Source organism: Labilibaculum antarcticum (assembly GCF_002356295.1).
GTDB classification, from domain to species: Bacteria; Bacteroidota; Bacteroidia; order Bacteroidales; family Marinifilaceae; genus Labilibaculum; species Labilibaculum antarcticum.
Genome location: NZ_AP018042.1, coordinates 4,153,547 through 4,170,019, shown reverse-complemented (window position 1 = coordinate 4,170,019; position 16,473 = coordinate 4,153,547). Strand labels below are relative to the sequence as shown.

14 protein-coding genes and 1 pseudogene are annotated in these 16,473 nt (G+C 35.2%); 4 read left to right on the top strand and 11 right to left on the bottom strand.

Translation table 11 applies throughout. The features are described 5' to 3' along the window. Positions 1 to 6 precede the first annotated feature (6 nt). Positions 7 to 570 carry a HupE/UreJ family protein gene (locus ALGA_RS22835; protein ID WP_145957655.1) on the top strand — a complete coding sequence of 188 codons (564 nt, stop codon included), beginning with the start codon at positions 7 to 9 and terminating at the stop codon, positions 568 to 570. A gap of 53 nt (positions 571 to 623) precedes the next feature. Here ALGA_RS22835 and pyk read toward each other — a convergent pair whose 3' ends face one another. Then, positions 624 to 2,039, bottom strand: coding sequence for a pyruvate kinase (gene pyk, locus ALGA_RS16515; RefSeq protein WP_096431029.1), 1,416 nt, complete (start codon positions 2,037 to 2,039; stop codon positions 624 to 626). 129 nt (positions 2,040 to 2,168) lie between these two features. Then, positions 2,169 to 2,600: a type II 3-dehydroquinate dehydratase gene (gene aroQ / locus ALGA_RS16510; RefSeq protein ID WP_096431027.1), complete on the bottom strand. Its 432-nt coding sequence runs from the start codon at positions 2,598 to 2,600 to the stop codon at positions 2,169 to 2,171. Positions 2,601 to 2,784: 184 nt separating this feature from the next. Here aroQ and xerD point away from each other — a divergent pair, with 184 nt between their 5' ends. Both xerD and ALGA_RS16495 read left to right on the top strand, forming a co-directional pair. Continuing rightward, entirely contained in the window at positions 2,785 to 3,690 is a 906-nt protein-coding gene (gene xerD, locus ALGA_RS16505; RefSeq protein WP_096431025.1) for a site-specific tyrosine recombinase XerD, read from the top strand. A gap of 1,129 nt (positions 3,691 to 4,819) precedes the next feature. Further along, complete coding sequence (locus tag ALGA_RS16495; RefSeq protein WP_197705595.1) at positions 4,820 to 6,478, top strand: phosphoenolpyruvate carboxykinase (ATP); 1,659 nt, start codon at positions 4,820 to 4,822, stop codon at positions 6,476 to 6,478. An 18-nt stretch (positions 6,479 to 6,496) separates the two neighbouring features. On the opposite strand, the gene ALGA_RS16490 is transcribed toward ALGA_RS16495, so the two are convergent. Then, positions 6,497 to 7,225, bottom strand: coding sequence for an NRDE family protein (locus ALGA_RS16490; RefSeq protein WP_096431021.1), 729 nt, complete (start codon positions 7,223 to 7,225; stop codon positions 6,497 to 6,499). Further along, entirely contained in the window at positions 7,213 to 7,728 is a 516-nt protein-coding gene (locus ALGA_RS16485; RefSeq protein WP_096431019.1) for a hypothetical protein, read from the bottom strand. Before ALGA_RS16485 ends, ALGA_RS16490 begins: the two co-directional genes overlap by 13 nt. A gap of 223 nt (positions 7,729 to 7,951) precedes the next feature. Here ALGA_RS16485 and ALGA_RS16480 point away from each other — a divergent pair, with 223 nt between their 5' ends. Next, the gene (locus tag ALGA_RS16480) at positions 7,952 to 8,992 is read left to right on the top strand and encodes an ATP-grasp domain-containing protein (protein ID WP_096431017.1); all 1,041 of its coding nucleotides are present in this window, start codon (positions 7,952 to 7,954) and stop codon (positions 8,990 to 8,992) included. Between the two features lie 81 nt (positions 8,993 to 9,073). Here ALGA_RS16480 and ALGA_RS16475 read toward each other — a convergent pair whose 3' ends face one another. The 7 genes and pseudogenes from ALGA_RS16475 to ALGA_RS16445 all read right to left on the bottom strand — a co-directional run bounded on the left by ALGA_RS16475 (position 9,074) and on the right by ALGA_RS16445 (position 16,386). Beyond that, positions 9,074 to 10,378 (bottom strand): OmpP1/FadL family transporter, encoded by a 1,305-nt coding sequence (locus ALGA_RS16475; protein ID WP_096431015.1) that lies wholly within the window; start codon positions 10,376 to 10,378, stop codon positions 9,074 to 9,076. A 342-nt stretch (positions 10,379 to 10,720) separates the two neighbouring features. Continuing rightward, positions 10,721 to 11,341 (bottom strand): rhodanese-like domain-containing protein, encoded by a 621-nt coding sequence (locus tag ALGA_RS16470; RefSeq protein ID WP_145957654.1) that lies wholly within the window; start codon positions 11,339 to 11,341, stop codon positions 10,721 to 10,723. Positions 11,342 to 11,421: 80 nt separating this feature from the next. Continuing rightward, positions 11,422 to 12,012 carry a YeeE/YedE thiosulfate transporter family protein gene (locus tag ALGA_RS16465; protein ID WP_096431013.1) on the bottom strand — a complete coding sequence of 197 codons (591 nt, stop codon included), beginning with the start codon at positions 12,010 to 12,012 and terminating at the stop codon, positions 11,422 to 11,424. Between the two features lie 28 nt (positions 12,013 to 12,040). Further along, positions 12,041 to 12,577: pseudogene (locus tag ALGA_RS16460) on the bottom strand (YeeE/YedE thiosulfate transporter family protein); the annotation flags it as partial. A 79-nt stretch (positions 12,578 to 12,656) separates the two neighbouring features. Further along, complete coding sequence (nrfD, locus tag ALGA_RS16455) at positions 12,657 to 13,598, bottom strand: NrfD/PsrC family molybdoenzyme membrane anchor subunit (RefSeq protein ID WP_096431009.1); 942 nt, start codon at positions 13,596 to 13,598, stop codon at positions 12,657 to 12,659. A 13-nt stretch (positions 13,599 to 13,611) separates the two neighbouring features. Then, positions 13,612 to 14,145: a 4Fe-4S dicluster domain-containing protein gene (locus ALGA_RS16450; RefSeq protein ID WP_096431007.1), complete on the bottom strand. Its 534-nt coding sequence runs from the start codon at positions 14,143 to 14,145 to the stop codon at positions 13,612 to 13,614. Positions 14,146 to 14,148: 3 nt separating this feature from the next. Beyond that, positions 14,149 to 16,386, bottom strand: coding sequence for a molybdopterin-containing oxidoreductase family protein (locus ALGA_RS16445; RefSeq protein ID WP_096431005.1), 2,238 nt, complete (start codon positions 16,384 to 16,386; stop codon positions 14,149 to 14,151). Between the last annotated feature and the right edge of the window lie 87 nt (positions 16,387 to 16,473).

Sequence of the window (16,473 nt, the reverse complement as noted above, 5' to 3'; positions counted from 1 at the left end):
TAATATATGAACACAATTCTAGCAAGTTTCGAATCAGCATTTTATCATTTAATATCTTTTTCCTCATTTGAGCCCTTTATGCTATTGGTTTTATTTGGAATCACTTTCCAATTAAAAGATTGGAAAGCATATTCTTCATTACTACTAGCTTTGGTAATTGGTTCAATTGTTGGACTTTTGCTTTGTAATTTCACGGTTATAAATTTCTCACATTCCACCGTCAAATTAATTATGGCTTTCTCTATACTTCTGGTTGGCATACAAAATCTACTTACCAATCAGAGTTCTGCTTCAACAGTAAAATATAATTTCTTTGCCTTAATCGGGATTATTCTTGGAATAGGAATCAACTTACATTATAAAAATGTTTACGGAAGCTCATTCTCTTTTTATCCATTTACAGGATATAATCTGGGCGCGACTGTCTCCTACTTTTTGATTTCCTTTAGTAGCCTACTTGTATCATCATTACTCATGTTGGTTTTTAAAACAGACCGAAGAAGCTTTAATTTGGTAATTACAGGTATAGGCATTGGAATAGCCCTCGTTCTAATCTACTTACGCTATTAGATAAAAAAAATGCGAATCGTTATGATTCGCATTTTTTTTTTATAAATATATCCTTACACTTTATGTGTTAATTGATCAACAACACTGATCTCCATAAATGAAACTCCTTTCGAAGGACCAAAACTACCACCAATAATGATAACCATATCCTCACTTGTAAAACATCCTTTATCCATTAACGAGAACATAGTTTGCTTTACGTATTCATCACGACTTACAAGCAATTTACGATAACCAGCCTCAACACCATAGGAAAGAGCTAATTCTCTCATTACACGTTTTGAATAGCACAATGCGTAAACAGGAAGTGTTCCTCTGTATGCAGATAAATATCTTCCGGTTCTTCCAGTTAACGTATCTGTTACAATTGCTTTTACAGGTAATAATTGCGATGCTTTTACAGCAGAACGAGCAAGAATAGCCGAAAGCTCACGGTTACTTCTCACAAAATTTTGTTTTGTATCTGGATAAAGCTCCTTCTCTACCTCCATCGCTACAGATTTCATTACTCGAACAGCCTCAACAGGATAATCACCGTATGCAGTCTCTCCACTTAACATGATTGCATCGGTTCTGCTGTATACTGCATTTGCAATATCACTAACTTCTGCTCGTGTAGGTCTGGGATTACTAATCATTGAGTGAAGCATTTGTGTCGCTATAATAACAGGCTTCTTGCTTTCAATACATTTACCAACAATTTTACGTTGAATCACAGGAATCTTCTGAGCTGGAATCTCAATAGCCAAATCACCTCTGGCAACCATGATACCATATGCATGCTCCAATATTTCATCAATATGGTCAACTCCTTCCTGATTCTCTATTTTTGCAATAATTTTAATATCCGAATTCTGCTGATCAAGAATTCCTTGAATTTGCATTACATCATCTTTATTTCGAACAAATGAATGCGCAATAAAATCAATATCCTGCTCAATTGCAAAGTGAATAAAGTCAATATCCTTAGGGCTCAAAGAAGGTAAATTTATTGATACACCAGGAACATTTACACTTTTACGATTTTTAACAGGTCCACCATTTTGTGCTTCTACAGTTAAAAATCCCTTGTCCTTACTAACAACTAACAACTCCAATTCACCATCATCAATTAAGATTTTCTTTCCAACTTTTAAGTCTTTAACAAAATCTTCATAACTAACCTTTATGCACAAATCCGTGCAAGGAAGGTTATCGTTCCCTTTCATCTTAATTAAATCACCCTTCTTAAGATAAATTTCCTCATCAACATCAACAGTTCTAATCTCAGGTCCTTTAGTGTCTACAAGTAAAGCTATCCTATCAGATACTTTTCTTACATTCCTAATAACCTTTAATGCATCATCATGAGTTTGATGAGCAGTGTTAAGTCGAACTACATTCATTCCTTCTTCAAACAACTGTGTTAAAAATTCAACATCACATTTTTTGTCAGAAATAGTCGCAATAATTTTCGTGTGCTTCTTCATCGAGTAATTCTTTCTATTATAGTTTTGGCAGGGCAAAGGTACTCAATTTCTCTCAAGCAATTAAATAAGCGCTCAACTACTTACTCTTATTATTAAAAGGTACGAAAAAAACCATTTGTCAAAAAAATATCACCTTTTGTCACAATAATTTAATAAACCCTCAATTCCCAATCGATATGAATCAAGTCCAAAACCAGATATAGTACCTAAACAAGCCTTTCCAATCATGGTAGCATGCCTTATCTCTTCTCTTTTATGTACATTAGAAATATGAACTTCTAGAACAGGAATATTTATTGCAGATATAGCATCCGCAAGGGCTAGAGAGGTATGGGTATATGCTCCTGCATTGAGCACAATTCCATCATAACTAAATCCCACACGATGAATTTCATTTATCAATTCACCTTCAATGTTTGACTGAAAATACTCTAGTTCAACTTTACTATATAACGCTCTTAACTGCTCAAAATAAATTTCGAACGAAAGCTCTCCATATATAGATTTTTCGCGGGTTCCAAGCAAATTGAGGTTCGGTCCATTAATAATCAAAAAATTCATCTTATCTAAAGTATTTTAAGGTTAAACATAAAGAGGTCTATTAAAAAGTGCGGGCTTACGTAATATTTTTTTAAATTGCAGACATGTTTTATCATAAAGAATTCGTATATTATTAGTACTTGAGTAAAACTAACAATAAAATGGTATTACTTACAACTAAACTACATACTAAAAACTGAATAAAATGAAATGGACAACAACAATTGAAAATTTTAAGACCTACTTAACCTTGGAGAAGAATCTTTCCAAGAACTCAGTAGATGCTTACATCAACGACATTACAAAACTAACAACCTTCTTTAGAGAAAAAAACATGGAGGTTGCTCCTGAAGAAGTAATTCTTCAGCACTTAAAAGACTTTGTTGCCTGGATTAATGATGCAGGTACAAGTCCTAGAACTCAAGCTCGTGTAATTTCTGGTATTAAAGCATTTTTCAAATACTTATTACTAGAGGAAATTATTGAAAAGAATCCTACAGCATTATTAGAGGCTCCAAAAATTGGACGTAAACTACCAGACACCTTAACAACTGACGAAATTGATATTTTAGTTAAGGCTGTTGACATGAATAAAGCTGAAGGTCAAAGAAACAGAGCAATTCTTGAAACACTTTATTCTTGTGGATTACGTGTGTCAGAATTAATTGACCTACGTGTTTCGAATCTTCATTTCAGAATGGGTTTTATTAAAATTCATGGAAAAGGTAACAAAGAGCGTTTGATTCCAATCGGGAAAAAAGCGAAAAAAGAAATCAAGATATATCTTAAGAGCTTTCGAGGAAAATTAAATATCGATAAGGAAAGTGAAGATATTCTTTTCTTAAACCGTAGAGGTCGTAAACTTTCTCGTGTTATGATTTTTACTATCATTAAGAATCTATCGAAAAAAGTTGGATTGAAGAAAAATGTTTCTCCTCACACATTCCGTCACTCTTTCGCTTCTCATTTAGTTGAGGGTGGTGCTGACTTAAGAGCTGTGCAGGAAATGTTAGGACACGAATCAATTCTTACTACAGAAATTTATACTCATTTGGATAGAGAATACTTAAAGGAAACAATTAAAAATTTCCATCCTCGTTCAAAAGACTAAATTGTATCAAAAATGACCATTATTGACAACAGGTAGTGGTTAAATGTAAAATACATATTTTTAAAACCTTCAGAAGCGTGCTTTTGGAGGTTTTATTTATTTAATCAATTCAGTTCTCTAATAATATTAGGAATGGTTTGGGTTCAAGCAGAAAATTTAGGGGAAATAAATAAAAGTGGACATTTAGTAATGGAGCGATTTATCCACATTTCATTTGAGTTTATAAGCAATACCTATATCAGAGAATAAACACCTAGAAAGTATTGTAAGCTCTCTACTCCCATCAGATTTACTCTATTATTCTGAAATTAGCTCAGAATTAACCGATAAAGATAAACTAGCTGTTCACTCGAGTAACAAAATATAATTTCTAAGGAATATTCTGATCTGGAATTACTTTCTCAAGGACTTCTACTTTAAATTTGTATTCCGAATTCCCCAATTTGAGACAAGGGTTTGTTTCTGTTTTATTAAGTAATGAAAATGAACAGTGAGCAGGAGTAGCAAAATCATTAGCCAAAATTGGTTCTTGGTAGCAAAGGGACTCGGTTCACGAATGAATTTAAGGCTTTTAAAAAGAACTTCTTATATCCTTAAGCAAAAGATCTTACCCAGATCGATGTACTCTCAGAGACCGTTAGTTTAGACATGGCAGTCCAATGAATAAAATCACAAAAAAAGTTTTCCAAAAGCACTGAAGGTCATAAAGCGATTTTATGTCCAAAAATTTGCACTTTAAGCAGTTCAAGATGTTCATATTGCCTATCATCAGCAAGCGATCTCTCAAGCGAATCAAAATATATGATAATCTGAATAGAGTCCCCAAGTTTTTTGCTTGAACCATGGTTTTTAGGTGCAATTTGGAAGATAAAAGGAGTCTTATTTATTATAATATCATCATCGCAAACGATTGTATGACAGGCAGTGAGGATGAATCTAGTTAACATTACAAATCAAAAGGTTAACGAAACCTATTGTTAATGAACTAGTTTGAACCAATCTTCGCCACGATAAAACTACAAAATCTTATTGAGAAATAACACAACAAAAATGTAAAAATAATATCAACATAATAGGATTACTCTATATATAGTCATACTTTTAACTACCAAATTTTAAAAAATGTTGTATGAACGATATTCAAATTGGAATGACTGAAGATTTAATAAAATCAATACAACTACATTCTAACCTTAAGGAAAATCTATCAAGAGAGATTCTTATTACAGAAGCTGTAGTTAACAAAGAGGCCATATTGACCCCGAATGGTGCATTAGCCACCTGGACACCAGTCGATTCGACAGGAAGAAGTCCAAAGGATACTTATCTTGTAAGAAATCCTGAAAGTCAATTAAATATTGACTGGTCTTCACCAAACAATATCGAAATGGATCCAAAAACTTTTGGATTAATTTTTGAAGATGCTTTAAAAGCAATCGCTGAAAAGCAAACAATATTTACGACGGACAGAGTAATTGGAGCCGATTCAAAATATGCACTTCCCGTAAAAACTGTTACCGATCAAGCCTTATGTCAAGTTTTTGTTGACAATATGTTTAGACCCATTCCTAAGGACATCGATAAATCTATTTTTGCCGATGAGGAATTTATTTTAATTTCTCTCCCTAAAGATAAATTAGACAAAGACCGCTACAAAGGACTTCTAAGAGATCTGCCCAACGGTGAGACATCAGATATTTGCGTAGTCGCTGATTTTGATAAAAAAATTGGCATTGTTTATGGTTCGGCCTATATGGGAAGTATGAAAAAGTTGATGTTTACTGTAATGAACTACTATCTTCCATTAAATGGTGTTCTTCCTTTACATTGTTCTGCAAACGAAGGTTCAGATGGCGATTCGGCACTACTACTGGGCTTATCTGGTACAGGAAAGACTACTCTTTCGGCTGATCCAAAAAGAGCCTTACTAGGAGATGATGAACATGGATGGAGTAAGGATGGCATTTTCAATTTAGAAAATGGATGTTACGCAAAGATGATTGACCTCAAAGCAGAAAATGAGCCAGAAATCTTCGACGCGGTAATGCATAAAGCCGAATACACAAAGCACGGTGCTATTATTGAAAATGCAATGATTTATCCGAGCGGTAAGATTGACTTCTTCGATACCAGGTATACTCCTAATTCAAGAGCCAGCTATCCTCTTAGATTCCTAAAAAACATCAAAAAAAGTTCTACTTCTGGAAATCCACATACAATTTTATTTTTAACTGCGGATGCATCCGGAGTATTACCTCCAATTTCTAAATTAAGCAAAGAACAAGCTATGCTTTGGTTCTTGATGGGATACACCTCAAAATTGGCAGGTACAGAAACAGGAGTAACTGAACCTCAAGCTACTTTTTCTCGCTTTTTTGGTCAACCATTTATGCCATGTAATCCAAGTATCTATGCTAAAATGCTAGGCGACAAAATGGAATTGCATAACACAAATGTATTCTTAATTAATACGGGGTGGAGCGGTGGCTCTTATGGTACAGGTTCAAGAATTAAACTGAAATTTACAAGGGCTATGGTTGATGCAGCTCTTAGTGGAAAATTAAATAATGTTGAGTCTGTACAAAATGATTTATTCCATCTAAGTGTTCCTCAATTTTGTGAAAACGTTCCTACAGAAATCTTAAATCCTATTAATACATGGAAAAATAAAGAAGACTATAAGAGAACCGCTGAAAATCTCGCTAAAAAATTCTCTGATGAATTTGATAAATCTTATGGAGAACAAGATATCGACCCAGCTGTTATTTCTCAATGTCCAGGAAAGTAGATAAAATTTAAAAGAGCCTCAGAAGAGGCTCTTTTTACTTAGACTTATATCAATTGATTCATCTTTTACCAGATCTTCATAATACATAGACACTTCCTTATTCTTTCGTATAATTTGCGTTATACTTAGGGTTTTCACCTTCCCTTTCCTATTCATCACCAAACCGTTAAAAGCATCATCGGCTCCTGTTGTTTTATGAAATGAGAGAATATTCTCTTGAGAGAAATCACGTTGTTCTTTCAGCCAATTTGTAAACCAATTCTGACGCATTTCTCGAGCATCTTTATTATACAAAGTTGACGATGACCAAATATGTAGTTTTGAAGCATCTAATTTTCGATAATGTATTGTTTCTCCATCCCAACGAACTTCCTCCAGATTTCGCTTTTGTTTATAGCTTAAAACAAGAAGTGTGAATGGTTCCATTCCACTAAAATTATAATGTAAAATTAAATCTCTGATTGAAGAAAAATCTGCAAACTCAAGAACCATTAAGCCTCTACTTTTCTTATAAGGTGGCTCAGGTGTGTGTTTCTCAAATGCTCCATTCAGCAAACAAAGAGATAAATCATTTTCATGACACATCATCCATGTTCCTTGAGCCAATTTATCTTTAGGGTAAATAGCAAAAGATTCTTTAACAGGATAAATTTTGGGAAACTCGGCCACACGAATTGGATTTTCATCCCTATTTGTAGTAAAGAAAAAATCATCAGATCCCAAAGGTATATATGTTAATGTGCACATAAGTCATCTCTAAATCTGATTGTGGAAAAGGCAAGCCCAAAATGTTTATCTAATTTAATGTCAGGGAATTCCCGTTCAATAGCAATTCTAATAATCGCCATATGGTGAATTGCATGTTCAATATTGTACACTAATTCCCTTTCCAAGCTGGTATGAATTTCAAATCCTTCCTCTGGTGTCTTCTCATAGCTTACCTTCAATTTAAGAACGACGTCATTATCTATTTCGTCAAGCCATTTCAGAATGGCTATAAATCTATCAACGGCCACTTTAATCTCCGTTTCGGTTCTATTGCAATGTTTTCGCTTATCGTAGCTCAATACACAGTTTCCTTGACAACTATCTTTAAGAATATCATAAAACTCAACAATATGTCTTATATGTTTGCCTATTGAGTTGTTCATTAATAGATTTAAAGATGCCGAATACTGCTGTAAAGATAGCTCTTCACAAAGAGTAATAAGTTGATTAATAATTATTTTAGAGACAGATAAAACTTGCATAAAATTAAATTTCAATGGGTAAAAGAAAACAGTGGTAAGATATCAAATTATCAAAATAATTCATAGAAAACAGTTTTATAAATGAGTCAATGTCGGATGAATTACATTAATCTGTAATTTTAAGTTGTAATACTAACTTCATGTATCCTCTTATCTGTTAATCATCTTTAAAGCACTAACAGAATAATTACATAGAAATACAAAATTAACTTACTTGTTGCGTATGAAAATAAAGCTACCCTTTTTCCTCTCAAAATGGTTTCATTTTGAATTTTGGCCGTTCTGGATTTTTTACTTTCCGGTATATGGCTATGGTATTTATTTGGCTATTAAAGCCCGTTCCTTTTCCTACTTCACAGCGACTAATCCAAGTATGAAATTTGGAGGTGCATTTGGAATGGATAAAATGAAAATGCTTGAATTTATCGACAAAAAATACCTTCCAAAAGGTTTTTTATCGAAGAATGAAGAAGATGGAGCAAGTATTTGTGAAAAAATGCAAAAGTTTGAATTTAACTTTCCTATTGTATGTAAACCCAATGTAGGCGAAAGAGGTATTGGTGTTGAAAAGATAGATAATGAAGAAGATTTAAACCTGTTTTTACAAACACAAAATGAGGATATCCTTGTTCAGGAATTTATAGACTATCCTATTGAATTGGGAGTGTTTTATCACCGATTCCCTTCTTCAACAAAAGATGGAATTACTTCTGTTGTGAGAAAAGATTTTTTGAAAATAACAGGGAATGGAAAGGCCAAATTCGGAGATCTTGTAAATGAAAATGTAAGAGCAAAAAGCAGGATTTCCTACTTAAAAAAGAAATACAAAACGAAATGGAACCAAATTGTACCTTCTGGTATAACCTATAAGATTGAGCCAATTGGCAACCACAACAGGGGCACTAAATTCATAGATGGGAATTATTTAATTAATGATCAATTAGTGAATGTTTTTCGCAAGATCGCGAAACCCTTAGATGGTTATTATTATGGACGTTTTGATCTTAAAGTAAATAGTATAGAGGATCTTTACGAGGGAGATAAAATAAAAATCATTGAACTGAACGGCACTAATTCGGAACCTGCACATATTTACGACCCTGACTACCCTATTCTAAAAGCCTATAAAGAAGTAACTAAACACATGAGGTTGGTGTTTGAGATAAGCCAGGAAAACAGGAAATTTGGAGTTAGCCCAGATCCATTTAAAGATGTATTGCGTGGATTATATGATCATTTATTTCCAAGTAAAATAAAAAAATAAATTCTCTTCAGAACTCATATTTGCACATAAAAAAAGAGGTTTACCTTAGGGAAAACCTCTTTTTTATTCATTGTATATTTTCTAGAAAGTAAAAGCTATTTCTACTTCAATTTGATTCATTTCCAATTCAATTGTTTGATTAGGAACCATATTTCCTTGCATAGCCTGGGCTGCATCGAAATCCATAGGATTATATCCTTTTACACTTGCCGGCAATGCATAAACCAATGCCAAGTGAAGAGCTTTACCTGAATCACCAAGAGTTTTTGAACAACCCAATGTGATATGATCTTCGATAATACCTGGAGCTAAAATATTAAACATTACTTCAGTATCAGGAACTGGTTGATCGCAATGCGAATAACCTCCTCTTAAAGTCCATCCTTCAATGCCGGCATATTCAACACCAAATTTCCATACATTAATATCTTCCCATCCAAAACCAGAACCATTATCTGTTCCAAGGGGAGCAAATGCCGGATCCATTGGCGTACGCATTTTATTTGAAACAGAAGCGACATCAGTATAATTGATTGCTTTATAATCTGCCATTACAGCCCAATCTTCGTTGATTTCATAAGCCAAACCAACTGTCCATGTAGATGGAATATTGAAATCTCCCTGCTCCGCAAAAAGACCGGCATAATCATCAAACTCACTCATGTACAACATGGTTTGGTAACTAGCTCCAAGATGTAATCCCTTGGCCAATTCTCCCAGATAACCAAACTTAACACCGTAGCCAAATGCATTATCATGACCATTACCTGTCAATTTAGTCGCGTCACTAGACATTTGACCAAAATTAGCTAGACCCTTGGCCTCGAAATATTGATAAGCCAATAATGCTGTTACACCAAAACTATGCTTTTCAGTTATTTTTCTAGAATAAGTAAGCCCTACAAACATTTGACCCAAATCAACACCTGTAGTTTCTGAACTGGTATCTCCAAAAGTCATTGTTGGATAGTCTGTATTCATACCACCATTTCCAAAAACGGTAGCAGAAAAACTACTATTTTCATTGATCATCCAATTGGCACCCATACTAGGCATCAAAAATAATTTTGAATCACTTTCAACATTTCCTGGCATTAAACCAAAAGTACCATCCATTCCAGAAGGATTTCCTGTAACTGTATACTCACGATTTGGATTAAAAAAACCAACACCAACCTGATATTGTGTTCCCAAGAACACATGACCAGCAGGATTACCACTGATTAGTGAATTTTGATACCATGCAATACCTGCTCCAGCTAAACCTTTATTTTGAGCACCGTAACCAACGCCAAAATACCCATCTGTTGCTTTAACAGGCTGAGTCGAAAAAATTCCAGCCAACACAATTAGAGCCGAAAAAATAATCTTAGTCGTATTTTTCATTTTCTGTTTTAATTAGGTTTTATAATTAGGATTCACAAACAAAATACAAACTCTACATTTATCCATACATGTTATATATCATATATCTACATATCAATTCAATCACATCTCAAACTATCTAAATACTAAGGATTTACAAAAGAACAAACCTCAATAACTTTCCTATTTTAACTCAATGTAAATAAGGGAGATACAAACAAATACGTATATCAAAAACCCAATCTATTTTATCCAATGATCCCGTCGACATATCTCTTTATTCTAACATCCATCTGAAATGTGAATTCAAAAAAAAGCCTCTCCGAAACTAATCGAAAAGGCTTTTTAGTAAGGATGAAATAATTAGCATCCTCCAGCGACTCTTTTCTTCTTTTTCTTTCTCACGATAGGTGGTTTAACAGACTTGGTTTCATTACTACTCGACACTACAGAACTCCCTCCTCCAAGAGCCATACTTGCCCCTTTTCTGAAATCGTATTTTGCGATTTCATCATCAGCAAGAACCGATTTTGGAGCTGTTGGATTCATAATAGTTTCGGCCCAGTAATTTAAACCACCCTGAAGAACGTAATTGTTCTTAAAGCCCAACTGACGAGTAAGCATCCAGGCTTCGTTTGCCTTAAGATTTCCATTGGAATAAAATACATTCATTTTTACTCCTTGATCGAGAAAATCTTTCCATTCTTCAGAAAGAAGATCGGAAAGAGGGACATTGACAGATCCCGGAAGACTATATTTTTCATATTCATCCTGAGTACGAACATCAATTAATTGAAGACTTGGATCTTTTTGCACCAACATATCAGCGATTTGATCGGTGCTTATAAATTGAGTTCCTTCACGTACCTCGTTTAGCAATTCACCAGCAGTTAAACGAAACTGTTTGGTCTTATTTTCTGGCACTGCAGCTATAATAATTCCTAAAGGAATCAAAACTGAAGCTATTATCAATCTCATTTTCATCTGATTGTTTTTTTTAAGTTATCTGACCTTACATCAAGTTAAATTAAAGATTTTCTTTTGTCAAGATTTCTCTTCATAATTTAATATTCTTCACGAGGAAATTTCTTTTCAGCCCATTCCCCTACCCAAAACATTGCGAAAGCAACTAGTATCATTCCAAGTGCGAACACACCTCTAGGGATATCTAGTATTTCATTCATGGTTGGTGCTCCAAGAAAATCAGCTTTGTACATATCTTCCCATAAAGGATATCCTTCTGTAAAAATGATGATACCCAAGACTAATCCACCTACAAATGCAAGTGCATCTAATTTTCCAATCGATAAGGCACAAAATGCTGTTCCTGGACAAAATCCTCCAACAATAAAACCAACTCCCATTATTGTGCCTCCAACTATAGCTGAAGTTAAATAGGTAGGATTAATATAGATATAACTCAAATCCATCCAACCAAAAAGGCTAAAAAACAACATACCAACCATTGCTGTAATAGCGGCGGTAAAAAACACTTTTAATACAGTTGTATCGTAGCCATAAAACATTCCTGCTAACTTACGACTCGATGAGAATCCGCTGGATTCCAACACAAAACCAAATCCAATTCCAATTAATAATGCAATTAATAAATTGGTATCCGGTGAAATTATTTCGTTAACTATTAATGGTCCCATAATAAATAAGTTTAAATACGTTTAAAATTTAGATCCAATTTTTACGGAAAAAGTAAGCCAAAGCGAATGCTGTTCCAAAAATAAACGCCATCGTAATAAATCCGCCAACGGATAAAACAGCCATACCACTTAAGGCTGATCCACTAGTACAACCTCTTCCCAACTGGGAACCAAAACCAAATAGGATACCTCCCAAAACAGCAAACATTATTCTTCGCTTAGAAGTAATTTTAGGAGAATGCTCAACCTTAAATTTCAATCGTTTTGCAAAAGCACCTGATAGAAATCCGCCAATTAAAACACCTAGCATTTCAAAAACCAACCATGATTTCATTGGATTTCCAGGATGAGATTCATTGTATTCATTATAAAATGCAGAGTTTTCAGCATGAGAAGGCATTACCGTCTTCACTGTGGTTACCACTGCACTTTTTATAGCTCCACTTGCTCCAAGTCCACGACCAGAGACAAAATTAGCGGTCAAAAGTACGAGACCTAGCAATACCCCTCCAACATATGGATTTAGGTATTTTGTTGTTTTCACTTCGCTCATAATTATATTTTTTTGTTTTTTCTTAGAGTTTGAGTTTAGGAATAAGCTTTAATATCCTAATATTTAATCATTTGCCAATCATTAATTTTCTTTAATAAAGCCATCTACTTGCCTGTCCTGCATTCGAGATGATGAAACGTAACATTATGCTTCCAAACAAAACCAATACCACTGGAATAGCAACTGGTATTTTATAACCTTTCAATTCAAGACCTTCCAAAATTGCAGGAACGATCATACCTAAAATGACAACAAATCCCCAGAATTGAGCAGTATAAGGCCCCCCTAGAAACAGATTTACAGCATCAATTTGAACTTGAGTGCTTGCTAAAAACCCCATAAACATGTGAATAATTAAAAATAGTTCAATTCCAATTATCATCAGGTCAAGTTGAGCAAACCGCTTTCGTTCTGCATGATCTTTAGACATCCAAATTACAACTGCCGCCCCTGCTGACAAACCCGAAGCTAAAAATAAAGGCCCCATGATAGAAGTATTCCATAATGGTCTTGCATTAAATGCAGAAAATAAAATTCCGGTATAAATTCCCAGAATCGCTGATGAAATCAACATGATCCAAGCCAAAACTTTCTTCTTTTTCTGAAAAAAATCAATGAGTTCTTTTGCAAAATCAAACTTCCAATCCCAATTTGGAAAGAGCTCCTTTATATGAAGTGCACTCCAGATTATAGAAACAGGAGTAACAACCATTAAAGTCCACGCTCCCCAAGACATTGGTGATTCTAATCTTATCGTGGTATATAATCTCCAAAAATAAAGTTTGTGATGTAAGTCCAAAAACAAAGCGACAAGTCCTAAAGCTAAAGCAATTGGAGCAATCATTGGCGCAAGTTTCACCGCTGTCCGATAATCATTTTCTTTCCCTCTTAGGTAATACAAAGCCGCAAAAAACATCAAGCCTGCAGCCAAACCACCCAAAAACAAATAAGTTGGTATTTCCCAGTGCCAAACGTGTAACTGAGGATCGATGAGTGGGTTATTTCTTCCACTTACAATTATTTCTTCTCTCATTTTGTTAATTTTATCAGATTAGGAAATACAATTGAGGTTTTGTTCCGGCTTCAGGAATTAAAGTCTTGTACTTTCGTTTTTTCAACACTTCTGAAACCTCACTTCTTGGATCGTCTAAGTCTCCAAAATACATGCATTTGGTAGGACATACTGCCACACAAGCAGGTTGCATTCCTTTTTTCACTCTGTGCAAACAAAATGTACATTTATCTACATATCCATCGGGATGAACATATCTGGCATCATAAGGACATGATGTGATACAAGCACTACAGCCTATACATTCATTTTTTGTTACCAGAACAATTCCACCATCGGAATAATGGCTTGCACCAGTCGGACAACAACGTACACAAGGTGAATTTTCACAATGATTACATCGTTCAGACCGCAATTCCATTTCCAGCTCAGGGTAGGTTCCATCCATTACTTCCACGACCCAATCGCGGCAGTGTCCAATAGGAACATCGTTTTCGGTTTGGCAAGCTACTACACAGTCGCTGCAACCTACACACTTTTTTGTATCAATCGCCATTGCATATCTCATAGCTTACACCTCCGTTTTTTTGTTATCAAATCGAAACGTCACAAAATTGCCACGCATTCCTGTTCCTCCCATTATAGGATCGAGCATTACATTAGTAATCATCTGAGTATCGCTTACGCCTTTCCCAAAAGCTCTTGTCAAACGTTTATCTGCATGTCCAAAGCCATGAACCATATAAACAGAATCCCAACGGATACGTTCCGTTACTCGTACTTTTATTTTAAAGTCTGAAATTACTCCATCCTGATTTTCTAAATATACGTACTGATCGTTTTTCAAACCCCATTCTTTTGCCACTTTCGGATTCACCCATACTGTGTTTTCGTCCATTAAATCGGTAAGATTTGGATTATTGGCAGTCCGGCTAAAAGTATGCATTGGGGCGCGACCATATATTAATCGATAAAATCCTTCGCTTGGTTCAGGATGTTGAGTAAATACAGGCATTGGGTCGAATCCTTCTCCCTCTAAGGCTGTTGAGTACAATTCTATTTTCCCTGTATTTGTATAGAATTCTACATCCTCATCTTCACCAAAATACAAGTCATCAACTTCACGATCCATAAGTTTAACACCTATGCGTTGCATTTCTTCCAATGAAGAACCGACTTGTTTCAATTCCCAATCAATTTCCTCTTCGATAGTTTCAAATGGGAAATATTGAAGTAAATCAAGTTTTTTGGCTAATTCACGAGCCATCCAAAAGGCTGGCTTCGTATTGTACAAAGGATCAACCGCGGGCATTCTTAGAGCAATACTTGGGACTCTACCCTGCGATATCCGCAAAGAATCATATCTTTCCAAATAAGTACACTCTGGAAGAACCACATCAGCATATCCAGTGATCTCCATTGGCATCGTGTCAACTACCACGAGCAAATCAAGTGCTTGAATAGCAGCAATCGTTTTTTTCTGATCCGGCAAAGTATTAATCAGATTGGTTCCATTTACAATCCATCCTTTAATAGAACAACTCATTTCCGGACTTGGTATCGTTGCCTCACATACACCGGAAGCGAGTGCTAAATCAGCAAGCTTGTATTTTCCTCCCATGGCAGCTCGCCAGTCCTTATTTGGCGTTGGAAAATCAGGTAAATGAAAATGAGGTACCGAAGCTTTCGCTGGATTATAAAATCCACCTCTTCGTCCCCAACTTCCTAATAGAGCATTCAAAATAGCAACTGCACGCAATCTTTGTGTGTCGTCGCCATACCATGTTACGTGCCGCCCTGGATGAACAATTACTGCAGGAGCAGCATGTGCCATTTCGCGAGCAGTATCGCGTATTTGCTGAGGCTTTATTGTAGTAATTCCATAGGCCCACTCTGGAGTAAAGGATTGAACATGAGCTTTGAGCTCCTCAAAACCAAAAGCATACTTTTCGATGTATTCTTTGTCATATAAACCTTCGCTTATTATCACATTCATCCACGAAAGCAGAAGTGCCATATCGGTAGATGGTTTAATTGGCAACCAATATTTTGATTTACTTGCAACAGTTGAAAAACGAGGATCAACAGTTATAATAGTAGTCCCTTTATCAATCGCATCAGACATTTCCTGAACCTGCCCATTGTGCATGTTTTCACCCAGGTGCGATCCGATTAAAACCAAACATTTTGTATCACGAATATCAGTATTTTCAGGAGAGTTTATCCCTTGTCCAAAAGTCGCTATAAAAGCGACTTCACGAGGACCACGACATTGTGCATAGGATGGTGCAGCTATATTATTAGAACCAAAACCTTTTAGTAGATTACCAAAATATTTCCCTCCTGAACCATGAGTGAACAAAGCCGTACATTCAGGACCATGTTCCTCTTTAATTTTGTTCATTTTAGCGGCAATGTAATCGAATGCTTCATCCCAGGTGGCTTCCCTAAAAGATTGCTTTCCTCTTTCATCGGTCCTAATTAAAGGAGTTTTCAAACGATCCTCATCGAAATACATTCCAACTCCTCCAGTACCTCTAGGACAAAACCTACCGTTACAATTTGGGTCGTCATCGTTTCCGATTATTTTCTTAATTCTACCATTTTCATCCTTATGAACCCATCCGGCACACTTCCAAAAACACACTTCACAATAAGTCGGAGTGCGGGTAAAATCGTAAGGTCCTTTAAAATAAGACTGATTGCTTTTCAATAGATTATCGGCAAACGTTTCCAATAAACCTCCTCCAAAAACCAATCCGGCTGCACTTAAGGAACTAATTTTCAAAAACTGTCTTCTGCTTTTCATGTTGTGAATACTTTAAACTTATACACATAAACACATGTAGAAACATACATCTATGGATGTAAACATATCTAAAAAGATGATTCGGAA